The organism is Mesorhizobium sp. M0088 (genome assembly GCF_040322895.1).
In the GTDB taxonomy this organism is placed as follows: Bacteria; Pseudomonadota; Alphaproteobacteria; order Rhizobiales; family Rhizobiaceae; genus Mesorhizobium.
The window spans coordinates 46,329-66,379 of the sequence record NZ_JAMYUI010000028.1 but is presented as its reverse complement, the minus strand read 5'-3'; the positions used below and the strand labels follow the sequence as shown (position 1 = coordinate 66,379).

General features: G+C 63.2%; 25 protein-coding genes and 1 pseudogene. 21 read left to right on the top strand and 5 right to left on the bottom strand.

The features are described from left to right. Nucleotides 1-183: 183 nt before the first annotated feature. The 12 genes and pseudogenes from NKJ67_RS28390 to NKJ67_RS28335 all read left to right on the top strand — a co-directional run bounded on the left by NKJ67_RS28390 (nucleotide 184) and on the right by NKJ67_RS28335 (nucleotide 9,509). Nucleotides 184-675, top strand: coding sequence for a hypothetical protein (locus NKJ67_RS28390; RefSeq protein ID WP_352584487.1), 492 nt, complete (start codon nucleotides 184-186; stop codon nucleotides 673-675). Nucleotides 676-832: 157 nt separating this feature from the next. Further along, nucleotides 833-1,312 carry a transcriptional regulator NrdR gene (nrdR, locus tag NKJ67_RS28385; RefSeq protein ID WP_023810227.1) on the top strand — a complete coding sequence of 160 codons (480 nt, stop codon included), beginning with the start codon at nucleotides 833-835 and terminating at the stop codon, nucleotides 1,310-1,312. Between the two features lie 2 nt (nucleotides 1,313-1,314). Further along, entirely contained in the window at nucleotides 1,315-2,430 is a 1,116-nt protein-coding gene (gene ribD / locus NKJ67_RS28380; RefSeq protein WP_352584485.1) for a bifunctional diaminohydroxyphosphoribosylaminopyrimidine deaminase/5-amino-6-(5-phosphoribosylamino)uracil reductase RibD, read from the top strand. 12 nt (nucleotides 2,431-2,442) lie between these two features. Continuing rightward, entirely contained in the window at nucleotides 2,443-3,060 is a 618-nt protein-coding gene (locus tag NKJ67_RS28375) for a riboflavin synthase (protein WP_352584483.1), read from the top strand. A 32-nt stretch (nucleotides 3,061-3,092) separates the two neighbouring features. Next, nucleotides 3,093-3,230: pseudogene (locus NKJ67_RS28370) on the top strand (hypothetical protein); the annotation flags it as partial. Nucleotides 3,231-3,315: 85 nt separating this feature from the next. Further along, nucleotides 3,316-3,810 (top strand): 6,7-dimethyl-8-ribityllumazine synthase, encoded by a 495-nt coding sequence (gene ribH, locus NKJ67_RS28365; RefSeq protein ID WP_013532245.1) that lies wholly within the window; start codon nucleotides 3,316-3,318, stop codon nucleotides 3,808-3,810. Then, nucleotides 3,807-4,307, top strand: coding sequence for a transcription antitermination factor NusB (gene nusB, locus NKJ67_RS28360; protein WP_127322245.1), 501 nt, complete (start codon nucleotides 3,807-3,809; stop codon nucleotides 4,305-4,307). Before ribH ends, nusB begins: the two co-directional genes overlap by 4 nt. Next, complete coding sequence (locus tag NKJ67_RS28355) at nucleotides 4,304-5,521, top strand: MFS transporter (RefSeq protein WP_127810700.1); 1,218 nt, start codon at nucleotides 4,304-4,306, stop codon at nucleotides 5,519-5,521. Before nusB ends, NKJ67_RS28355 begins: the two co-directional genes overlap by 4 nt. A gap of 176 nt (nucleotides 5,522-5,697) precedes the next feature. Next, nucleotides 5,698-6,609, top strand: a complete 912-nt coding sequence (gene osmF / locus NKJ67_RS28350) for a glycine betaine ABC transporter substrate-binding protein OsmF (RefSeq protein WP_127322450.1) — start codon at nucleotides 5,698-5,700, stop codon at nucleotides 6,607-6,609. Between the two features lie 55 nt (nucleotides 6,610-6,664). Next, a complete protein-coding gene (locus tag NKJ67_RS28345) occupies nucleotides 6,665-7,828 on the top strand; it encodes an ABC transporter permease (protein WP_352584479.1) in 1,164 nt (387 codons plus the stop codon). Beyond that, entirely contained in the window at nucleotides 7,825-8,763 is a 939-nt protein-coding gene (locus NKJ67_RS28340; protein ID WP_352584477.1) for an ABC transporter ATP-binding protein, read from the top strand. Before NKJ67_RS28345 ends, NKJ67_RS28340 begins: the two co-directional genes overlap by 4 nt. After that, complete coding sequence (locus NKJ67_RS28335; RefSeq protein WP_127329715.1) at nucleotides 8,760-9,509, top strand: ABC transporter permease; 750 nt, start codon at nucleotides 8,760-8,762, stop codon at nucleotides 9,507-9,509. The genes NKJ67_RS28340 and NKJ67_RS28335 overlap by 4 nt, the downstream gene beginning before the upstream one ends. Nucleotides 9,510-9,520: 11 nt before the next feature. Here the strand turns inward: NKJ67_RS28335 and NKJ67_RS28330 are convergent, their stop codons facing one another. Both NKJ67_RS28330 and NKJ67_RS28325 read right to left on the bottom strand, forming a co-directional pair. Next, nucleotides 9,521-9,727: a type II toxin-antitoxin system HicA family toxin gene (locus NKJ67_RS28330; RefSeq protein ID WP_127396164.1), complete on the bottom strand. Its 207-nt coding sequence runs from the start codon at nucleotides 9,725-9,727 to the stop codon at nucleotides 9,521-9,523. Continuing rightward, nucleotides 9,724-9,924, bottom strand: a complete 201-nt coding sequence (locus tag NKJ67_RS28325; RefSeq protein WP_127329711.1) for a type II toxin-antitoxin system HicB family antitoxin — start codon at nucleotides 9,922-9,924, stop codon at nucleotides 9,724-9,726. The genes NKJ67_RS28330 and NKJ67_RS28325 overlap by 4 nt, the downstream gene beginning before the upstream one ends. A gap of 356 nt (nucleotides 9,925-10,280) precedes the next feature. On the opposite strand from NKJ67_RS28325, the gene NKJ67_RS28320 reads away from it, so the two are divergent. Continuing rightward, complete coding sequence (locus tag NKJ67_RS28320) at nucleotides 10,281-12,422, top strand: sodium-translocating pyrophosphatase (RefSeq protein ID WP_127267856.1); 2,142 nt, start codon at nucleotides 10,281-10,283, stop codon at nucleotides 12,420-12,422. A 279-nt stretch (nucleotides 12,423-12,701) separates the two neighbouring features. On the opposite strand, the gene NKJ67_RS28315 is transcribed toward NKJ67_RS28320, so the two are convergent. After that, nucleotides 12,702-13,214, bottom strand: a complete 513-nt coding sequence (locus NKJ67_RS28315) for an outer membrane protein assembly factor BamE (protein WP_127267855.1) — start codon at nucleotides 13,212-13,214, stop codon at nucleotides 12,702-12,704. Nucleotides 13,215-13,328: 114 nt separating this feature from the next. On the opposite strand from NKJ67_RS28315, the gene NKJ67_RS28310 reads away from it, so the two are divergent. The 7 genes from NKJ67_RS28310 to NKJ67_RS28280 all read left to right on the top strand — a co-directional run bounded on the left by NKJ67_RS28310 (nucleotide 13,329) and on the right by NKJ67_RS28280 (nucleotide 18,075). After that, complete coding sequence (locus tag NKJ67_RS28310) at nucleotides 13,329-13,877, top strand: ubiquinol-cytochrome C chaperone family protein (RefSeq protein WP_127329707.1); 549 nt, start codon at nucleotides 13,329-13,331, stop codon at nucleotides 13,875-13,877. After that, on the top strand, nucleotides 13,874-14,422 hold the full coding sequence (locus tag NKJ67_RS28305) for a YceD family protein (protein ID WP_027162417.1): 549 nt from the start codon (nucleotides 13,874-13,876) through the stop codon (nucleotides 14,420-14,422). The genes NKJ67_RS28310 and NKJ67_RS28305 overlap by 4 nt, the downstream gene beginning before the upstream one ends. Nucleotides 14,423-14,535: 113 nt before the next feature. Beyond that, nucleotides 14,536-15,606 carry a phosphate acyltransferase PlsX gene (plsX, locus tag NKJ67_RS28300; protein ID WP_352584473.1) on the top strand — a complete coding sequence of 357 codons (1,071 nt, stop codon included), beginning with the start codon at nucleotides 14,536-14,538 and terminating at the stop codon, nucleotides 15,604-15,606. A gap of 9 nt (nucleotides 15,607-15,615) precedes the next feature. Further along, on the top strand, nucleotides 15,616-16,587 hold the full coding sequence (locus tag NKJ67_RS28295; protein ID WP_127320649.1) for a beta-ketoacyl-ACP synthase III: 972 nt from the start codon (nucleotides 15,616-15,618) through the stop codon (nucleotides 16,585-16,587). A 103-nt stretch (nucleotides 16,588-16,690) separates the two neighbouring features. Continuing rightward, a complete protein-coding gene (locus NKJ67_RS28290) occupies nucleotides 16,691-17,014 on the top strand; it encodes an integration host factor subunit alpha (protein WP_013532231.1) in 324 nt (107 codons plus the stop codon). A gap of 125 nt (nucleotides 17,015-17,139) precedes the next feature. Next, complete coding sequence (locus tag NKJ67_RS28285) at nucleotides 17,140-17,679, top strand: MerR family transcriptional regulator (protein WP_127270980.1); 540 nt, start codon at nucleotides 17,140-17,142, stop codon at nucleotides 17,677-17,679. Nucleotides 17,680-17,772: 93 nt separating this feature from the next. Beyond that, the gene (locus NKJ67_RS28280) at nucleotides 17,773-18,075 is read left to right on the top strand and encodes a hypothetical protein (protein ID WP_127270978.1); all 303 of its coding nucleotides are present in this window, start codon (nucleotides 17,773-17,775) and stop codon (nucleotides 18,073-18,075) included. A gap of 342 nt (nucleotides 18,076-18,417) precedes the next feature. Here NKJ67_RS28280 and NKJ67_RS28275 read toward each other — a convergent pair whose 3' ends face one another. Both NKJ67_RS28275 and NKJ67_RS28270 read right to left on the bottom strand, forming a co-directional pair. Beyond that, nucleotides 18,418-18,609: a hypothetical protein gene (locus tag NKJ67_RS28275; protein ID WP_164781747.1), complete on the bottom strand. Its 192-nt coding sequence runs from the start codon at nucleotides 18,607-18,609 to the stop codon at nucleotides 18,418-18,420. A 200-nt stretch (nucleotides 18,610-18,809) separates the two neighbouring features. Further along, nucleotides 18,810-19,424, bottom strand: a complete 615-nt coding sequence (locus NKJ67_RS28270; protein ID WP_352584470.1) for a hypothetical protein — start codon at nucleotides 19,422-19,424, stop codon at nucleotides 18,810-18,812. Between the two features lie 71 nt (nucleotides 19,425-19,495). On the opposite strand from NKJ67_RS28270, the gene NKJ67_RS35205 reads away from it, so the two are divergent. After that, nucleotides 19,496-19,993: a helix-turn-helix domain-containing protein gene (locus NKJ67_RS35205; protein ID WP_502902456.1), complete on the top strand. Its 498-nt coding sequence runs from the start codon at nucleotides 19,496-19,498 to the stop codon at nucleotides 19,991-19,993. Nucleotides 19,994-20,051: the final 58 nt, after the last annotated feature.

The window sequence follows — 20,051 nt, the reverse complement described above, 5'->3', positions numbered from 1 at the left end:
GCCGGGGCGACCGGCAGGAGCCTTGATGATGCGACCATTTCGTTTCGCCGACCTTGGTGCCGTTGGCGCTCTGGCCGCTTTGATCGCCGTGCCTTTCCCGGCATCGCCTTGGCGCAAACCGCCTCTGCTCAACCAGCGCCCGCTCAACCCGCACCTCAGGCCGAGCCGGCGGCGCCCGCCCAGGTGGCACCCAAGCTCGAAACGTTCGGCAGATGGTCGACCCTGGTCGACGAGGTCGACACCGGTGAGGATCTGCGCAAGACCTGCGCTGCCTCGACCGCCTTTATCGGCGCGGGCGGCGTGCCCGGTACCTTGACGCTCGTCATCACGAACGGCGATGCACTGCCGCCGGATGCCTACCCCTCCATAACCATCGCCGTCGACAACAAGGGTCTGCCGGCCGGCAAGTCGATTGCCGCCACCTTCGGCGACGACAAGGGCCGTGTCGCCGCCAAACTCCATTCCGATGGCGCCGTCCACGGCCGGCTCAGCTGGACCGTGGACAATCAGGCCAAGATCAGCCTGGCGCTCCTGCGCGCCATGCGCCGGGCATCGGTGCTTGATGTCTCCTTTGGCGACGCGCCTGTTGGAAGCATATCCATGGACGGCTTCACCAAGGCCTATCGCAGCCTCGGTGCATCGTGCGGATTCCCGACCGCCGACGTAGCTCCCTGAAGACATCGGTACGCGGTGCGGCTGGCTGGCGAGGCTGGCAATCCTGCTTGCGCCTCGCTATCTCTGAAGGGCGAGGGGCTGTTGGCGACACTTTGCCATCGCTGCAAAAACCTCTAAGCCTTTCGCTTCACCAGATTCGCCAACCAAAGGCTTCTCCATGCGCTGTCCCTATTGCCAGTCAGAAGATACGCAGGTGAAGGATTCGCGCCCCGCAGAGGATGGCGCGGCGATCCGCAGGCGGCGTGTCTGCCCCGATTGCGGCGGTCGCTTCACCACCTTCGAGCGCGTGCAGTTGCGCGACCTCGTCGTGGTCAAGAAATCGGGCCGCAAAGTGCCTTTCGACCGCGACAAGCTGCTGCGTTCGGTGGAGATCGCCGTGCGCAAGCGCAATGTCGACCCCGAGCGCATCGACCGCGCGGTGACCGGCATCGTGCGCCAGCTCGAAAGTTCCGGCGAGACGGAGGTTGCTTCGGGAGAAGTCGGCCGGCTGGTCATGGAAGCGCTGAAGTCGCTCGACGATGTCGCCTATGTCCGCTTCGCCTCGGTCTACCGCAATTTTCGCGAGGCCAAGGATTTCCATGAATTGCTGGGCGAGCTCAAGGGCGACGAAATCAAGGGTGAAGAGGAAGCCAGCTGAGCATGACTGCAAGCGAACAGGCCGCCCTTGATCGCCGCTTCATGGCGGCGGCACTCAGACTGTCGCGAAAAAATGCCGGGCGCACCGCGACCAACCCGTCCGTCGGCACGCTGATCGTACGCGATGACGGCAACGGTCCGATGATCGTCGGCACCGGCGTCACCGCTGTCGGCGGCCGCCCGCATGCCGAGACCGAGGCCCTGGCCGAGGCCGGCGAGCTCGCGCGCGGCGCCACCGCTTACGTCACGCTGGAACCTTGCGCCCATCACGGCCGCACGCCGCCTTGCGCCAACGCGCTGGTCAATGCCGGTGTCGCGCGCGTCGTCGGTGCGGCCAGCGATCCCGATTCGCGCGTGTCCGGCAAGGGCTACGCGATCCTGCGTGCCGCCGGTGTCGAGGTGGTCGAGAAGGTGTTGGCCGAGCAAGCCGCCGAGCAGATGGCCGGCTATTTGATTCGTTCGTTGAGAAAACGCCCGGAAGTGATTCTCAAGCTTGCGCTTTCCAGCGACGGCAAGATCGGCAGGGAAGGCGGTGGGCAGGTGTCGATCACCGGAGATATCGCGCGCCGCGAAGTGTATCTGATGCGGGCCGAGGCGGATGGCATACTGGTTGGTATCGGCACGGCCCTTGAGGACGATCCGGCCCTGACGGTGCGTTTGCCGGGGCTGGAGAACCGTTCGCCTGCCCGCATCGTGCTCGACCGGCAGATCCGGTTGCCGGAGGCCTCGAAGCTGGTTTCTGGCGTCGACCGGGTGCCGCTCTATATCGCCGCCTGCCTGGAGGCCGATCCGCTGCGGCGCGCAGCACTCGAGCGCGCCGGCGTGCGCTTCATCGGCACCGAGACGCACGAGGGCGGCGTAGCCTTGCCGGAATTGCTCGAGGATCTGGCCGCGCTCGGCATGGCCAGCGTGCTGGTCGAGGGCGGCGCCAAGGTGGCGAGCGCCTTCCTGGCCGATGGGCTGGTCGACCGTATTGTGCTGTTCCAGGGGCCGGAAGCGATCGGCGACGACGGCATTGCATCGCCTGTTGACGCTGACCATATCCCGGCAGGATTTCGCAAGCTGCGCGAGATGCGTTTCGGCGAAGACAGCTACGCCGAGTGGATAAGAGACCTCTAGGGATCAACACCGATGTTTACCGGAATTGTCACCGATGTCGGCACTGTCGCTTCCGTCAAGCCGCTCAAGGAAGGGGTGGGGCTGCGCATCGACACAGCCTATGACCCGCAGACCATCGCCATCGGCGCCTCGATCTCCTGCGGCGGCGTCTGCCTGACGGTGACGGCCTTGCCCGACAGCGGCTCGAATGCGCGCTGGTTCGAGGTCGAGGCTTGGGAAGAGGCGCTCAGGCTGACGACGGCCTCGGGCTGGAAATCCGGCACCAAGGTCAATCTGGAGCGGGCGCTGAAGATCGGCGACGAACTCGGCGGCCACATCGTTTCGGGCCATGTCGACGGCATGGCCGAGATCGTCGAGCGCAAGGATGAGGGCGACGCGGTGCGCTTCACGCTGGAGGCGCCGCGCGACCTGGCGAAGTTCATCGCGCCCAAGGGTTCGGTTGCGCTCGACGGCACCTCGCTCACCGTCAACAAGGTCGAAGGCGCGCGCTTCGACGTGCTTTTGATCCACCATTCGCTGACCGTGACCACTTGGGGTGAGCGCAAGGTCGGTGACCGCGTCAATCTCGAGATCGATACCATGGCCCGCTACGCGGCGCGGCTGGTGGAGGCCACGAAAGAGGGGCTTTGATGGTCAGGAATAGACGGATCTCGGCTGTGCCGGAAGAGGAATACCGGCGACGGACGCTCGAGGCCTTGGCCGATGTGGACGCTGGTCGTGTGATTGATCATCAGGCCGTGCTGGCTTGGGTTGAGAGCCTCGACGGCCATCTCAAAAACGAGGTTGGTGAACCTGAATAGGTCGGCAAACCGGGCGTGCGCAACATCTTCGCTTGCGATGAACCCGGCTTCGGCCTAAGTCACCGGCAACTCCCCGGAGACTTTTATGGCTGGTACATCCCAACACGGCAAAGCCTTCATTCGTCCGAAGGCGAAGGCGCATCTGCTCATTGTCGAAGCGCGCTTTCACGACGACCTTGCCGACGCGCTGCTCGATGGCGCGACAAGCGCGCTCGATGAAGCGGGCGCGACTTATGATGTCGTCACCGTTCCAGGTTCGCTCGAGATCCCCGCGGTGATCACCTTTGCACTGGACGGCGCAACGGAAGGCGGCACACATTATGATGGCTTTGTCGCGCTCGGCACCGTCGTCCGCGGCGACACCTATCATTTCGACATTGTCGCCAATGAATCCAGCCGAGCGCTCATGGATTTGAGCGTGCAGGACTCTGTCTGCATCGGCAACGGCATCCTCACCACCGAGAATGACGCCCAGGCCTGGACTCGCGCCAAGCGCTCGGAAGGCGACAAGGGCGGCTTTGCCGCGCGTGCGGCGCTGACCATGATTGCCCTCAAGGAACAATTGGGAGCGCGATCGTGAGCGAACCCGCTTCGCCCGGCCAGCCCACGGTGCGCCACGCCAACAAGCGCGGCGCTGCCCGTCTGGCCGCCGTGCAGGCGCTCTATCAGATGGATGTCGCCGGCAGCGGTGTCTTCGAGATCACCGCCGAATATGAGGCCTTTCGTCTCGGCAAGGAAGTTGACGGCGCGCTCTATCGCGAGGCCGATGCGCAATGGTTTCGCGCCATCCTGGCGGGTGTCGTCGAGAACCAGAAGACCATCGATCCGATCATCCGCCAGGCGCTGACCGAGGACTGGCCCCTGTCGCGGCTGGATTCGACGCTGCGCGCCATCCTGCGCGCCGGCGTCTACGAACTGATGAAGCGCGAGGATGTACCCGTCGCCGTCATCGTCTCCGAATATGTCGACATCGCCAAGGCCTTCTACGAGGAAGACGAGCCGAAGCTGGTCAATGCCGTGCTCGACCGTGTGTCTCGCCGGGTGCGTGGCGAGGGGCGCGGCAAGGACGCATCATGACGGCGATCGCCCTCGAGACCGGTCAGGAGGCGCGCCGCACCGCGCTGATCCTCGCCGCCTCGCAGGCGATCATCGGCTCGGCGGCCCCCATCGCCATCTCCGTGGGCGCGCTGGCCGGGCAATATCTGCTTGGTCCCGACAAGTCATTGGCGACAGCGCCGATCACCGGCTTCAACATCGGCGTGGCGCTCGGCGCGCTGCCTGCAGCGGCCATCATCCGCAGCATGGGCCAGCGAAGCGGCTTCATGACCGGCACGATCGTCACGGCGCTTGGTGGCCTGATCGCCTCCTTGGCGCTTTTTCAGGGCGGCTTCTGGCTGTTTGCCTTCGGCTTGCTCACGATCGGTGTCGGCGGCGCCTTCGTCCAGCAGTTCCGCTTTGCCGCCGCCGACAACGCACCGCCTGAATTCAAGGCGCGCGCCATCTCCTTCGTGCTGGCCGGCGGCGTCGTCACCGCCATCCTCGGGCCGCAGATCGTCATCTTCACCCGCGAATTGCTTGCGCCGGTCATGTTTGCCGGTTCGTTCATCTCCATCCTGCCGCTGGCCGCCGTCGGCGCCATCATCCTGTCGTTCCTGCGGCTGCCGGCGAAAGCATCCGGCAAGGTGGAGATCGCCGACAGCGACGCCAGACCACTGGCTGAAATCATCACGCAGCCGCGTTTCGTCGCCGCGCTTTTCTGCGCGGTCGGCAGCTATGCGCTGATGAGCTTCGTCATGACGGGCGCACCGCTGGCCATGGTCGGTTGCGGCCTTTCGGAAAACGACGCGACGCTCGGCATCTCCTGGCACGTCATGGCGATGTTCGCGCCAAGCTTCTTCACCGGCTCGCTGATCCATCGCTTCGGCGCCGAACGCATTGTGGCCACAGGCCTGATCCTGCTCATCGGCTGCGCCATTGTCGCTCTGTCGGGCCTGGCGCTGTGGCAGTTCTGGACGTCGCTGATCCTGCTGGGCCTTGGCTGGAACTTCGGCTTCATTGGCGCGACCGCGATGGTTGCCGCCACCTACCGGCCGTCGGAAAAGGGCAAAGTGCAAGGCTTCCACGACTTCGTCCTGTTCGGCTCCGTCGCCTGCGCCTCGCTGATGTCGGGCATGGTCTACAACGCCTGGGGCTGGGAGATGCTGAACTGGATAGTCTTTCCGGTTACCGTCCTGTGCTTCGTGGCGCTCGGCGCGCTCAAGCTGACGAGCTTGCGCAAAGCCGAAGCCTGATCCATCGCCGTTTCACCTGACACGGCGCTGTCAGCACGATGTCGGCCGAATTTACCGCTTCGGAACAAAAATATTGCGTCTGTACCTATTGTTATGAAACCGTGTGCCCCGACTGGCCGTTGAAGCCATGCTCATATGCGGTCACCGCGTTTCGGTTCATAGCAAGGGGTTCCACAATGTTTTCAGTCAAGTTTCTGGCCGGCGCGGCATTGGCGCTCGGCATCACGGTGGCTTCCGCCAATGCCCAGGTGGTTGTCTCTTCGAAGATCGACACAGAGGGCGGCGTGCTGGGTAACATCATCCAGCTCGTGCTCAACGCCAACAACATCAAGACATCGGACCGTATCCAGCTCGGTGGCACGCCGGTGGTGCGCAAGGCGATCACCGCCGGCGAGATCGACATCTATCCCGAATATACCGGCAACGCCGCTTTCTTCTTCGAAAAGGCCGACGACCCGGTCTGGAAAGACGCCGCCAAGGCCTATGAAACGGCCAAGAAGCTCGACTACGACGCCAACAAGATCGTCTGGCTGTCGCCGTCGCCCGCAAACAACACCTGGGCGATCGCGCTTCGCAAGGAAGTCGCCGAGACCAACAAGCTCGCCACGCTTACCGACTTCGGCAAATATGTCGCGGGCGGCGGTCAGGTGGTGCTGGCGGCTTCCGCCGAGTTCGTCAATTCGGCGGCCGCACTTCCGGCTTTCCAGACCACCTATGGCTTCACGCTGAAGCCTGAGCAATTGATCACCCTCTCGGGCGGCGACACGGCGGCAACCATCGCAGCGGCCGCCAACCAGACCAATGGCGCCAATGCGGCCATGGTCTACGGCACCGATGGCGGCATCGCACCGTCCGGGCTCGTCGTGCTCGACGACGACAAGGGCGTGCAGCCGGTCTACCAGCCGGCGCCGATCATCCGCGAAGCGGTGCTGAAGGAGCATCCCGAGATCGAGACGCTGCTGAAGCCGGTTTTCGCCAAGCTCGACCTCGTCACCCTGCAGGAACTGAACGGTCGCGTTCAGGTCGGCGGCGAGCCGGTCAAGGGCGTCGCCGAGGACTTCCTGAAGAAGAACGGCTTCCTGAAGTAGGACGATTCCGGCGCGCCGCTTTCGTGGCGCGCCGGATCGACTGACGGGGCAGGGCGTGAACATCCGCTTCGACAAGCTCGGCGTGGTCATCGCCGCGATATCAGCATATGCGGCCTTCGCCGCCCCCTTTGCCACGTTCCGTGCCAACCGCATCGTCCCCGGCCAGGCGCGCTCGATTCTCGAGGCGCTGCCGGCAACGACCGGAACGCTGCTGCTCGCCATCATTGTCGCCGCGGCACTCATTGCGCTGTTCAAGACACCACTCGTGCTGCGCCTTGCCGCCAGCGTGATGGCGCTTGCCGCGCTCGCGCTGCTGATCGGTGTCGCCGGAACATTTCTCACGCCGGCGGGCAACACCTTCGCCAGAGTTTCGCCAGCCTCCGGTTTCTGGATTCTGATCTTTGCCTTCACGCTTTTGCTCGCCGACGTGCTGACAAGGCTGAACCTGTCGCCATTGGCGCGGGTTGGCGTGCTTGTGGTCGCGGCTTTGGCGATCGGGCTGCTGTTGATTTCGGGAAGCTGGGACAATCTGTCGATCCTGAAGGAATATTTCAACCGCGCCGACAGTTTCTGGGTAGAGGGCTCCAAGCATGTAACGCTGGCGCTAGGGTCGCTGCTTGCGGCGGTGGTCGTCGGCCTGCCACTCGGCATTCTCTGCCATCGTTTCGAAAGTCTGCGCGCCGGTGTTCTCACCGTGCTCAATATCATCCAGACCATTCCCTCGATCGCGCTGTTCGGCCTTTTGATCGCGCCGCTCGGCTGGGTTGCCACGCATGTGCCGGGAGCTGCCGCGCTCGGCATTCGCGGCATCGGCACCGCACCGGCTTTTGTGGCGCTGTTCCTTTACTCGCTGCTGCCGGTGGTGGCCAACACCGTGGTCGGTCTGGCCGGCGTGCCGCGCGCGGCCAACGACGCGGCGCGCGGCATGGGCATGACCGACAGGCAGCGCCTGTTCGGCGTCGAGTTTCCGCTGGCTTTTCCTGTCATCCTCACCGGCATCCGCATCGTCTTGGTGCAGAACATCGGCCTCGCCACCATTGCCGCGCTGATCGGCGGCGGCGGTTTCGGCGTGTTCGTCTTCCAGGGTGTGGGCCAGACGGCGATGGACCTTGTGCTGCTTGGCGCGGTGCCAACGGTCGCGCTCGCCTTTGCCGCCGCCATCATCCTCGATGCGGTGATCGAAATGACCGACACCAGGCGCAGGGTTGAAACGGCATGATCGAGATCGAAAGCATCACCAAGCGCTATGACGCGACGACCGTGGTCGATGACGTGTCGATGGTTATCGAGCCGCGCACCATCGCCGTCATTGTCGGCACGTCCGGTTCCGGCAAGACGACGCTGCTGCGCATGATCAACCGGCTGGTCGAGCCGACCTCGGGCATCATCAAGCTCGACGGCGCCGACAATCGTTCGCTGCCCGGCTACGAGCTGCGCCGCAGCATCGGCTACGCTATCCAGGGGCACGGCCTGTTTCCGCATCGCACGGTGGCACAGAACATTGCCACCGTGCCGGTGCTGCTTGGCTGGGACAAGGACCGTATCAAGGCCCGGGTCGACGAGCTGATGACGCTCTATCAGCTCGATCCCGAAGCCTTCGGGCCTCGCTACCCGCACGAACTGTCCGGCGGCCAGCAGCAGCGCGTCGGTGTTGCCCGCGCACTCGCCGCCGAACCCAACGTGCTGTTGATGGACGAACCGTTCGGCGCCCTCGACCCGATCATCCGCACCAAGGCGCAGGAAGATCTGCTGGCGATCCAGAAGCGCTTCGGCACCACCATCATCCTCGTCACCCACGACATGGAAGAGGCCGTGCATATGGGCGACAAGATCGCGGTCATGGATGCCGGCAAGCTGGTGCAATACGCCAAGCCGGCCGAGATCCTGGCAAAGCCGGCAAGCGCCTTCGTCGAGACCCTGGTTGGCGCCAGCGAAAGGCCGTTCCGGTTGCTGTCGCTCGGCCGGGTCCGCGATGCCGTGGAGAAGGGCTCCGCCGAAGGTGAGGCGATCCCCGGCGATGCGAGCCAGCGCGACGCGCTGGCCGAATTGTTGTGGTCGGGCCGGCCGGCGCTGTCGGTCAAAGGCGCCGACGGCAAGCCGCTTGGCCGCGTGACCGTCGAAGGGCTGGTGAAGCGTGCGGCGAGGCCGGCATGAAGGCCTGGCTTCCATCGCTGCTCAGGCTAGCATTGGTGGTGCTGCTTGTCGCCTTCGTCACCAATCCCGGGTGGTTCGTGCCGCTGCTGAAGCCGCTGACCGAAAACAACGCGCCGGTGATCTACAACCAGGGCAGCCTGCTGACGCTGACCCTGCTGCACTTACGCACGGTTCTGATCGCCACCGTGGCGGCAACCATCGTTGCGGTGGCGCTTGCCATCCTGGTCACCAGGCCGGCCGGCGCCGAATTCCTGCCGCTATCGCGCAGCCTCGTCAACATCGGTCAGACCTTTCCGCCGGTGGCGGTGCTGGCGCTTGCCGTACCGGCCGTCGGCTTCGGCGAGAAGCCGACACTGATCGCCCTGTTTCTCTATGGCCTGCTGCCGATTTTCGAGAATGCACTGACCGGCCTGACGACGCTGCCGGCCAATGTCGTCGAGGCGGCGCGCGGCGCCGGCATGACCGGTTGGCAAAGGCTCACCAAGGTCGAGCTGCCGCTCAGCGCCCCGATCATTCTCGGCGGCATCAGGCTGTCGGTGGTGATCAGTCTTGCCACCGCGACCATCGGTTCGACCGTGGCAGCCAAAACGCTGGGCGAAGTGATCATCGCCGGGCTGTTGTCCAACAATCTCGCCTTCATCCTGCAGGGCGGCCTGATCGTGGCAGCGCTTGCCGTGCTGATCTATGACGGTCTGTCGGCGATCGAGCGCTACACGGCGCGCCGCATGGGCAGAGAGGCCGAATAGTCGACAGTATCTCAGATATCGCGCTCGTTCATTTCAGCCAGCGCTAGGAGATGTCGTAGAAGTCCGGTTTTGAGCGGTTTATTGGCATGAATAGGGATTGAAAGCCGAACAATGCTTCCCTGCTTGCCATAGATGTGGTGGCTTCCGGCGATGCGCAAAAGCTTCCAGCCTTGCCGTTCGACGGCACGCGCAAATTCCTTGCCGGAAATGGACTTCAAACAGCGATTTCCACGATCCGCCCAGGCTCCGACGTGAATGACAGCGGCTCTACTGAGAGGCAGCCTTCGATCGCTTCACGCAAATTCTGGACAAGTTCTTCCATGGTTTCGCCCTGGGTCGCGCAGCCCGGAATTGCCGGCACCTCTGCCCAGAACCCGCCTTCGTCGGCTTCGTGGATAATAGCTTTGAAATTCATGGGCTAGCTCCGGTTCCATCCTGAAGATAGGCTACCCTACAGGTCTTTGCAAAGAAGCATAGGCGCCGGCGGACGCGTTCACGCTCCACGTGGCTAGCGGATCGGGTGGGAGGAGCTGACAGCTCAGTGCCGCAGCGTCATTTCAATCGATCTAATCAGGCGACATCATTGCCAAGCACGCCGCCGTCTAACCATTTAGGCGAAAGCCGGGCAAAAACCGAACAATATCTTGACGTTCGCAGCCCTGTTTCGCATACACCGATGCGAAGAGGCGGATTCCGTGCGCGGAATCCGGTCTTTGTCTCAACGGCCCAGGGAGGGGTTCTTTTGGGCCATCAATCGAGGAAAATCCGGCAATGACAATTATTTCCGCCGTCATCGCCTGCGGCCTGCTTTCAATCCTTTACGCCATCTGGGCGACACGTTCGGTCCTTGCGGCCGATCAAGGCAATGCACGCATGCAGGAAATCTCCGCGGCTATCCGCGAGGGCGCACAGGCCTATCTGGCGCGTCAGTACACCACCATCGCCATCGTTGGCGTCGTCGTCCTCGTGCTCGCCTGGTGGCTGCTGTCCATCACCGCCGCGATCGGCTTCCTGATCGGTGCAGTGCTTTCGGGCGCCGCCGGCTTCATCGGCATGCATGTCTCCGTTCGCGCCAACGTTCGTACGGCGCAGGCCGCATCGAACAGCCTTGCTGCCGGCCTCGATATCGCGTTCAAATCGGGCGCCATCACCGGCATGCTGGTTGCTGGCCTGGCCTTGCTCGGCGTGTCGATCTACTACCTCATCCTGACCCACTTCATGGGCCTCCAGCCCAATGACCGCATCGTCATCGACTCGCTGGTCTCGCTCGGCTTCGGCGCATCGCTGATCTCGATCTTCGCCCGTCTCGGCGGCGGTATCTTCACCAAGGGCGCTGACGTCGGCGGCGATCTCGTCGGCAAGGTCGAAGCCGGTATTCCCGAAGACGATCCGCGCAACCCGGCCACGATCGCCGACAATGTCGGCGACAATGTCGGCGACTGCGCCGGCATGGCCGCTGACCTGTTCGAAACCTATGCGGTGACCGTCGTCGCCACCATGGTTCTGGCTGCCATCTTCTTTGGCGGCACCGCCGTTCTGGGTGCGGCCATGCTTTATCCGCTCGCCATCTGCGGCGCCTGCATCCTCACCTCGATCGTCGGCACCTTCTTCGTCAAGCTCGGTTCCAATGGCTCGATCATGGGCGCGCTCTACAAGGGCCTGATCGTCACCGGCCTGCTGTCCATCGTCGGCCTCGGCGTCGCCACACAGGTGACGCTCGGCTGGGGCGAGATCGGCACAGTCGCCGGCATGGTCATCACCGGCAAGAACCTGTTCATATGCGGCCTGATCGGCCTCGTGGTGACCGGTCTCATCGTCGTCATCACCGAGTACTACACCGGCACCAACAAGCGCCCGGTCAACTCCATCGCTCAGGCGTCGGTCACCGGTCACGGCACCAACGTCATCCAGGGCCTTGCGGTCTCGCTGGAATCGACGGCGCTGCCGGCGATCGTCATCGTCGGCGGCATCATCTCGACCTATCAGCTTGCCGGCCTCTTCGGTACGGCGATCGCGGTCACGACGATGCTCGGTCTTGCCGGCATGATCGTTGCGCTCGACGCCTTCGGCCCGGTCACCGACAATGCCGGCGGCATTGCCGAAATGGCCGGCCTGCCCAAGGAAGTGCGCCAGTCCACCGACGCGCTCGACGCGGTCGGCAACACCACCAAGGCGGTGACCAAGGGCTACGCCATCGGTTCGGCCGGTCTCGGCGCACTGGTGCTGTTTGCCGCCTACTCGAACGACCTGAAGTTCTTTGCCGCCAATGGCGACAAATATCCCTACTTCCAGGGCATGGGCGAGATCTCCTTCGATCTCTCCAACCCCTACGTCGTCGCCGGCCTGATCTTCGGCGGCTTGATCCCATATCTGTTCGGCGGCATCGCCATGACGGCCGTCGGCCGCGCGGCGGGCGCCATCGTTGAGGAAGTGCGCAAGCAGTTCCGCGAGGATCCGGGCATCATGGCCGGCACCTCGAAGCCGAACTACGCACGCGCGGTCGACCTTCTGACCAAGGCGGCGATCCGCGAGATGATCATCCCGTCGCTGCTGCCGGTGCTGGCACCGCTCGTCGTCTATTTCGGCGTGCTGTTGATCTCGGGCTCGAAGGCGTCCGCCTTTGCAGCGCTGGGTGCCTCGTTGCTCGGCGTCATCGTCAATGGCCTGTTCGTCGCCATCTCGATGACCTCTGGCGGCGGTGCCTGGGACAACGCCAAGAAGTCCTTCGAAGACGGCTTTGTCGACAAGGACGGCGTCAAGCATCTCAAGGGTTCCGAGGCGCACAAGGCTTCGGTGACCGGCGACACGGTCGGCGATCCCTACAAGGACACCGCTGGCCCGGCCGTCAACCCGGCGATCAAGATCACCAACATCGTCGCACTCTTGCTGCTGGCGGTGCTCGCGCACGGCTGATCAAGGCTTCAGCCCGAAAAAACCCGCGGGAGCGATCCCGCGGGTTTTTTGTTGAGGCAAAGCCAAACGATCCTTCAGCGCTCGCTTTCGCTCGGTTTTCGCAATGCGTGCGCTAGCACCTTATGCCGGACCCAGCGTCGTGTTTTCAGTGGTGGCCACTGCAGCATGCCAGTGGCCGTGCCCTGACTGGTGACCCATAACAAAAACCCGCAGGATCGCTCCCGCGGGTTTTTGGTCGCCTGAGATGACGAGGCTTCCGGGAATGGAAGCCGAAGGGAATTAGACGCCGCCGCCGGGAATGCCGGGCGCCAGCTTGCTGGCACCGTTGATGACCTGGCTGAGGAAGTTCTGGTCCTTGCCGCCGGTCGGTGTGGTGCGCGAGATGAAGTCGAACATCTTGCCATCCTTCTTCCCGTAATTGGCGATCTGGGTGACACGGCCATCGGCGCCGAAATAGACAGCCAGCACATGCTGGTCAATGAGCCGTGGCTTGTCGAAGGCGACGTAGCGCTTGCGCGTCTGCGAAATGTAATAGAATGCCTCGTTGTCGAAGGTCGCGGTCGTCGACGGCGTGCCGAGCGCCAGAAGCACCTGCTCGCGGCTCGAACCGACCGGCACCAGGTCGATTGCCTGCTGGTCTATGACGTAACCTTGCGTCAGCGTCTCGCTCGGGCTGAGATCGCCCATCATCTTGGAGGTGTGGCAGGCGGACAGTGCCGAAACGATCATCAGCAGCGAGATCGCGCCGGCGGGCCTGGACGAGAAGGTCGACTTGAAATTCAGCGCGCGCAACAACAACTCCATTAGCTGGCCGCAACTTGCGCTGGGCCGCGAAACCGGTAAACCAGCTTGCTTGCCGATGCAACAAGCCCACTTCAACAAACGGTCCCCAGGAGACCATCCCCAATGTTCCAGCGCTTTTTTGGCCGCGAACGCTACGCCAACCGCGCTATCACCGAGGCGCTTTACGCACAAATCGTGGCGGCGGCGCGGCAGACTGTGTTTTATTCCCACTGGAATGTGCCAGATACGCCGCTTGGCCGTTTCGAGATGCTGTCGCTGCACATGTTCCTGTTCCAGCACAGGTTGCGCGGGGAGAGCGGTGCGGCGCAGGAGGTCGCCCAGGTGCTGATCGACGAGTTCTTCCTCGACGTCGACCATTCGTTGCGGGAATTGGGCATTGGCGACGTTGGCGTGCCCAAACGCATGAAAAAGCTGGCAAAGATGTTTTATGGCCGTACCGCTGCCTATGACGATGCCCTGGAAAGAAACGACCATGACGGGCTGACCGCGGCTCTTGCCCGCAATGTCCGGCCCGACGCGGGCGCCTGGTTGGAAGCATCGCTGCTGGCCAACTATGTTACCGACGCGCGCAGTCATCTGGCCGCGCAGCCATCCGAATCGATTGTCTCCGGCACGCTGACCTTTCCCGCCGCCAAGGAGGTTGAACAATGAAGCATGTTGACCCGCAAAGCCCGGTCTCCTTCCGCGCCAACATTACGCGCCTGCCGCAGAAGGGCCTCCCGCTGGTTATCGAGGCCGATGCCGCACAGCGTGCGGCACTGGCCGAGGAGCACGGGCTGATTTCGGTCGAATCCTATCGCGCCGAGCTTCTGGTGGCGTCGTGGAAGCGCAATGGCGTGAAGATCAGCGGCCGCGTCGAGGCCGACATCACTCAGGCCTGCATCGTCACGCTCGAGCCTGTCGAAGCGCATATCGACGAACCGGTCGAAGCGCTGCTGCTGCCCGAGGATTCCAAGCTCGGACGGCAGGGCTTCGATGGTGGCGGCGAGATCCTGCTCGATGCGGAAGGCCCTGACAGTCCAGAGACATTTTCCGGTGACACGATCGATGTCGGGGCACTCGCCGAACAGTATTTCGGGCTCGCCATCGACCCCTATCCGCGTAAGCAGGGCGCATCGCTCAATGCCGGCAGCGAGACCGAACCGGCGGAGAATGAATTTCAGCAAAAACTGCGATCCTTGCTGGGAAAATCCTGAAAAGCTCGCCCGCGACGGAAAAGTCGGTTGTGCGGCAGCCCAAAACCGTTATTTTCGCCGAACCTTCGCGGTCGCTCAAGCGACCTGCCGCCTAACCGTGAGATAAATACCGCGTGATCAGGATTTCCATCGATGCCATGGGCGGCGATCACGGACCAGCCGTGGTCATTCCAGCGCTCATGACGGTTGCGACCCGTCGTCCCGACATCCGCTTCGTCATCTTCGGGCGTGAGGAGGTCGTGCGCCCGGAGCTTGCCAAATTTCCCAAGCTCGCCGAGATCAGCGAATTCTTCCATTGCGAAATTGCGGTCAGGATGGACGACAAGCCGAGCCAGGCGCTGCGCCACGGCCGCTGGAAGTCATCGATGTGGAAGGCCGTCGAAGCGGTCAAGGCCGGCACGGCCGACGCCTGCATTTCCGCCGGCAACACCGGCGCGCTGATGGCGATGTCGAAATTTTGCCTGCGCACCATGGCCACCATCGATCGCCCGGCGATCGCAGCCCTTTGGCCGACATTGCGCGGCGAAAGCGTGGTGCTGGACGTCGGCGCGACCATTGGGGCCGATGCGCAACAGCTCATTGATTTTGCCATTCTCGGCACCGGCATGGCGCGCTCGGTCTTCGGCATAGCCCGGCCCAGCGTCGGCCTGCTCAATGTCGGCGTCGAGGAGATCAAGGGCCAGGAAGAGGTCAAGGAGGCCGGGCGCATGCTGCGCGAAGCCAACATGGCCTCGATGAACTATCACGGTTTCGTCGAGGGTGACGATATCGGCAAGGGCGTGGTCGACGTCGTCGTCACCGAAGGCTTTGCCGGCAACATCGCGCTGAAGACGGCGGAAGGCACGGTGCGCCAGATCGGTGGCTATCTGCGCGCGGCGATGAGCCGGACTCTGATGGCCAGGATCGGCTACATCTTCGCCAAGGGCGCCTTCGATCGCCTGCGCGAAAAGATGGATGTCGGCCGGTCCAACGGCGGCGTTTTCCTGGGGTTGAGCGGCATCGTCGTCAAAAGCCATGGCGGTGCTGATTCTGACGGGTTCGCCGCCGCGATCGAACTCGGCTATGACATGGTCCGCAACAACCTCCTCGACCGCATCGAGGCCGATCTGGATCTGTTTCATGCGCGCAACCCGCGTGCCCTGTCATCTAGGAAATCCGACGTCGTCACCGACGCAAAGGAATAGGAAAGAACTTTGATCAGATCAGTCGTGCGCGGCACGGGCGCCGCGCTGCCCCGCCGAATCATGAAGAATGCCGATTTCGAAGGCATGGTCGAGACCTCCGACGAGTGGATCGCCCAGCGTACCGGTATTCGCCAGCGCCATATCGCTGGTGACGACGAGACCACGGCTTCGCTGGGGGAAGCAGCGGCACGTGCCGCACTTGCCAATGCCGGCCTCACGCCCGCCGACATCGATCTGATCGTGCTGGCGACCTCGACGCCCAACAACACATTCCCGGCCACTGCCGTCGAGATCCAGAACCGGCTCGGCATGCATCACGGCTTTGCCTTCGACCTGCAGGCGGTCTGTTCGGGCTTCGTCTATGCCGTGACCACCGCCGATCTCTACATCCGCGGCGGCCTGGCCAAGCGTGTCCTGGTGATCGGTTCGGAAACATTCTCGCGCATCCTCGACTGGAGCGACCGCTCGACCTGTGTGCTATTCGGCGACGGCGCCGGTGCCATGATCCTGGAAGCAGGCGAGGGGACGGGTGCGATCGCCGACCATGGCGTTCTGGCGGCCAGCCTGCGCTCCGACGGCACGCACAAGGACAAGCTTTTCGTCGACGGCGGGCCGTCGACCACGGGTACGGTCGGCCACCTCCGGATGGAGGGCCGCGAAGTCTTCAAGCATGCGGTCGGCATGATCACCGACGTCATCGAGGCGACGTTCGCGCAAGCGGGTATCTCAGCCGATGATCTCGACTGGTTCGTGCCCCACCAGGCCAATAAACGAATTATTGACGCTTCCGCCAAGAAGCTCGGGATAGCTGAGCAAAAGGTGGTGGTTACGGTCGATTTGCACGGTAACACCTCGGCTGCTTCCGTGCCGTTGGCGCTGTCGGTGGCCGTCGCCGACGGCCGCATCAAGAAGGGCGATCTCGTCCTCCTGGAAGCGATGGGTGGCGGCTTCACCTGGGGCGCTGTCCTGGTTCGCTGGTAAGTGCCGAACGGTCCAGTTTCGGTCCTTGACCTTGACGGATCAATTACTTAGGCTCTGCCGTTGTTGTGCCGAATTTTATGTTTTGAGCTGATGGGACGGTCGCATGGGGGGAAAGACACTTACGCGCGCCGACCTTGCCGAGGCAGTTTACCGGAAGGTCGGCCTGTCGCGCACTGAATCGGCCGAACTCGTCGAAGCGGTGCTGGATGAAATCTGCGAAGCCATCGTGCGCGGCGAAACGGTGAAGCTGTCGTCCTTCGCGACATTCCACGTCCGCTCCAAGAACGAACGCATCGGCCGCAATCCCAAGACCGGCGAGGAAGTGCCGATCCTGCCGCGTCGGGTGATGACCTTCAAGTCGTCGAATGTGCTGAAGAGCCGTATCTTGCGCTCCCATCAGAGCGGCAAGGCCAAAAGCGGCAAGTAGTCCTACTGCGCGGTTGAAAACCGTCGCCGCCATGACGCCGGGCTTGAATATTGCTTCATAAACCGCTGAAATAAGCCCCGATTCGGCAGGTAGGCCGGATCATCGTCCAGCGTGAGGATTCGCCCATGGACAAGAGCCCCGACGCCTTTCGTACCATCAGCGAGGTCGCCGAAGATCTCGATCTGCCGCAGCATGTGCTGCGCTTCTGGGAAACGCGTTTCAACCAGATCAAGCCGATGAAGCGCGGCGGCGGCCGTCGTTACTACCGGCCGCAGGATGTCGAGCTGATCAAGGGCATCCGCCACATGCTCTACGACCAGGGCTACACCATCAAGGGCGTGCAGAAGCTGTTGCGCGAGAACGGCAACCATTTCCTGGTTGCCATCGGCAATGGCGACATGGCCGCCGTAGAGGCGATCTCGCAGCGAAAGCAGGCCGATCAGGTGCCGCTGACGCCTGCGGCCCAGCCGCGCGGCATGGACGACGAACTGGTTGGCCAGCCCCGCGTCAAACCCAGCCGCCGCTTTTTCGGCCTGGGCAAGAGCGACGAGGAGGGTCCGGTGCAGCCGGATGCGTCGAAACTCTCGCGCGACAACAGGGCCTTGCTGCAGGAGGCGCTGTTCGACCTCCTGGAATGCAAGCGCCTGCTTGACCAGGTGCGCTGACCGCGGCCCGACGCGACATCGATAGTTCGAAAGCCGGAACCCGTCTTCCGGTGAGGCGTTACGCTTCCTTCTGCAAGTGAAGGAAACATACCAATGGCATCATTTTCGACCCTCTCCGACATCGATCTCGACAGGCAGGTCGCGGCTCTTACCAAGGAACTGGCCAGCTTGAAGAGGGCCGTGGCAAGGCGAGGCGGCGCGTATTACGAGGACGGTCGCGATGCCGCGCTGGACACCTATTCCGATCTTGCCGGGCGCCTGCGCGACGCCATGCCGGCAATCCGTAAACAGGGCAGGGTGATCGAGAGGTCGGCCCGCGACCATCCGGCGGCTGCCGCGGCGGTGGGCCTTGTGGTGCTCGGTCTTGTCGCCAGTCTGCTGTTCAGCCGGCGCTGAATTCTAGAACCCAATCCCAGGGATACGAGCATGAGAAGTGACGGCTCGCCTCAAGGTGATCCGTCATTTTCCTTGCGGTCGGCTATGTCTGTTGTCGCTGGAGGCGCCTCGCACCTCTGTGCCGCCGGCGCAATGCGATTGGTCGAGCCGCCAGAGCCGCTCGATTTCGCTGGCGAACGCCGGATTGGTCGTGGTGCCATACCAGCGCCGGGATAGACGACGACGTCGCGGCGTGGATTTGCGTGAATTGTCGATCCAGTCCGAGATCGAGCCTCGCGGGGCGGAGTAGCCGGCCTTGGACAGGAAGCCAAGGCCGGTCTTCTCGGTGGCGGTCTGCGGTGCTTAGGCCTTGTTTCCGATCACATGGTGGTGGTGGCGGTGATGATGGTGGTGGCGGACATGGTGGCGGTGATGATGGTGGTGACGATGATGCTTGGCCATCGGGGCCGCATCCGCGCTCGTCGCGCCGATGACGGGCACCGTGAAAGCCAATGCAACTGCAAGCCCGAGGGCCGAGAGGAGGGACTTCTTCATGGATGGTTTCCTTTTGTTTCGCGGGCGCATATGGATCGGGGCGATAGCCCGGCCGCCGCGAATGGAATTACGCGCCTGAATTTTTTCGTCAGTATTTCCCGATTGTAGAATTTTGTTTCTGGACTGTTTCTGCCCAATCCAGCCTCCCGCCACCATGCACGGCAAGATCGAGAGAGACGGCCATTGGGCCGCCTGTCCGACTACATCGGTGGCACGACGCCGTTGGTTCCGACCACGACGCGGCTGGCGCTCAGCGCGCCGTCGCTGCCCCGCTCAGCGGTGACGAAGACCGTCGCACCCGGCTTGAGGTCGGTCGGCGTCGCCGGCGCGAAGGTCACGACGGGCGTGGCGTCGGGGATCGAGATCTTCTTGGTCTGGCCATTGTCATAGGTCAGCGTGACGGATCGCCCGCTTATATCGGTAACGTCGGCGACGGTGCCGTTGGTCATCCGGCTGTTTGGCTGCAGGTCCCAGGGACGATCGCCTTCGCCAGTGCCTTTCAGCGCGGCCGGAAAGACCACCACCTCCAGGGCGCCGCTGCCGCCATCCGCTTTCGAAACAGAGGCAATGCCGAGGAAATCGCCCTGCTTGATGTCCTTTGCCGAGGCGTTGGCGACGCCCGAGATCTTCCAGCCAGCCTTGAGCTTGATCGCATCGGTATCGCCCTGGCGCGTTTTCACGGTGAGCAGCGTGGGTTCGAAACTGACCACCGTGCCGCGCACACGCAGCGCGTCTGCGGCCTGGGCGGCGCCTGCGCCGGCGACGGAAAGGCTGGAAATCGTGCCGAGCACGACCATGACTGTCTTCAGGTTCATTGCAAAAAATCCTTCCGGGAACGAACTGGCTGGAACCGGATGGTTTCACGCCAGCGACCCGGAGATAACGAATGGGCGCGGCGAAACTGCCGGCAAAAGGCCGATCAGGCCTTCAAAACAACTTGATCGCGACGTGTGCGCGAGAGGGCCGCGCCAGGCACCCGGTTCACGATCCCGTGACGGCCCTTTTGGCTCTTGGCAAATCGCCGGCGAGAGGGCATCTTCCCGACCGTCTCAGGCAACACTCCTCATTTGATCAAACTCTTTCAGTCATGGAGTTGCCAATGCCCCATAATGCGAAAAGCGAACCCCACTCCGGACCGGCAACCAACGGGAGCGGGCCAGATTACAACACCCTCAGAGCGATGCGGGAGACCCGCGGTTACAGCGTGGAAGAGCTCTCCCTGACATGCGGCCTGGCGGTGGACGAGATTGAGGATATCGAAAGCGGCAGAGTGACCGACCCGTCGAAGCTGCGTCGTATTGTGTCCGCGCTTCACCTTCCCCAGGAGGCTCTGATCACCCCGGCTGCGCCGACGCCGGCGGCGCAAGGTCGATCGCTGGCGTAGATCCGCACCAGGCATTCCAGAGAACCCGCCAAGGTCTCTTGGCGGGTTTCTTTGTACC

Bases quoted from the DNA above. Each gene is read 5' to 3' on its own strand.
- NKJ67_RS28325 (WP_127329711.1), bottom strand. From the start codon at position 9,924: ATGAATTTCAAAGCTATTATCCACGAAGCCGACGAAGGCGGGTTCTGG.
- NKJ67_RS35205 (WP_502902456.1), top strand. From the start codon at position 19,496: ATGGGCGCGGCGAAACTGCCGGCAAAAGGCCGATCAGGCCTTCAAAAC.
- NKJ67_RS28305 (WP_027162417.1), top strand. From the start codon at position 13,874: ATGAAGCATGTTGACCCGCAAAGCCCGGTCTCCTTCCGCGCCAACATT.
- NKJ67_RS28290 (WP_013532231.1), top strand. From the start codon at position 16,691: ATGGGGGGAAAGACACTTACGCGCGCCGACCTTGCCGAGGCAGTTTAC.
- NKJ67_RS28340 (WP_352584477.1), top strand. From the start codon at position 7,825: ATGATCGAGATCGAAAGCATCACCAAGCGCTATGACGCGACGACCGTG.
- NKJ67_RS28355 (WP_127810700.1), top strand. From the start codon at position 4,304: ATGACGGCGATCGCCCTCGAGACCGGTCAGGAGGCGCGCCGCACCGCG.
- NKJ67_RS28320 (WP_127267856.1), top strand. From the start codon at position 10,281: ATGACAATTATTTCCGCCGTCATCGCCTGCGGCCTGCTTTCAATCCTT.
- NKJ67_RS28310 (WP_127329707.1), top strand. From the start codon at position 13,329: ATGTTCCAGCGCTTTTTTGGCCGCGAACGCTACGCCAACCGCGCTATC.
- NKJ67_RS28270 (WP_352584470.1), bottom strand. From the start codon at position 19,424: ATGAACCTGAAGACAGTCATGGTCGTGCTCGGCACGATTTCCAGCCTT.
- ribH (WP_013532245.1), top strand. From the start codon at position 3,316: ATGGCTGGTACATCCCAACACGGCAAAGCCTTCATTCGTCCGAAGGCG.
- NKJ67_RS28275 (WP_164781747.1), bottom strand. From the start codon at position 18,609: ATGAAGAAGTCCCTCCTCTCGGCCCTCGGGCTTGCAGTTGCATTGGCT.
- NKJ67_RS28335 (WP_127329715.1), top strand. From the start codon at position 8,760: ATGAAGGCCTGGCTTCCATCGCTGCTCAGGCTAGCATTGGTGGTGCTG.
- nrdR (WP_023810227.1), top strand. From the start codon at position 833: ATGCGCTGTCCCTATTGCCAGTCAGAAGATACGCAGGTGAAGGATTCG.
- osmF (WP_127322450.1), top strand. From the start codon at position 5,698: ATGTTTTCAGTCAAGTTTCTGGCCGGCGCGGCATTGGCGCTCGGCATC.
- ribD (WP_352584485.1), top strand. From the start codon at position 1,315: ATGACTGCAAGCGAACAGGCCGCCCTTGATCGCCGCTTCATGGCGGCG.
- NKJ67_RS28375 (WP_352584483.1), top strand. From the start codon at position 2,443: ATGTTTACCGGAATTGTCACCGATGTCGGCACTGTCGCTTCCGTCAAG.
- NKJ67_RS28285 (WP_127270980.1), top strand. From the start codon at position 17,140: ATGGACAAGAGCCCCGACGCCTTTCGTACCATCAGCGAGGTCGCCGAA.
- NKJ67_RS28280 (WP_127270978.1), top strand. From the start codon at position 17,773: ATGGCATCATTTTCGACCCTCTCCGACATCGATCTCGACAGGCAGGTC.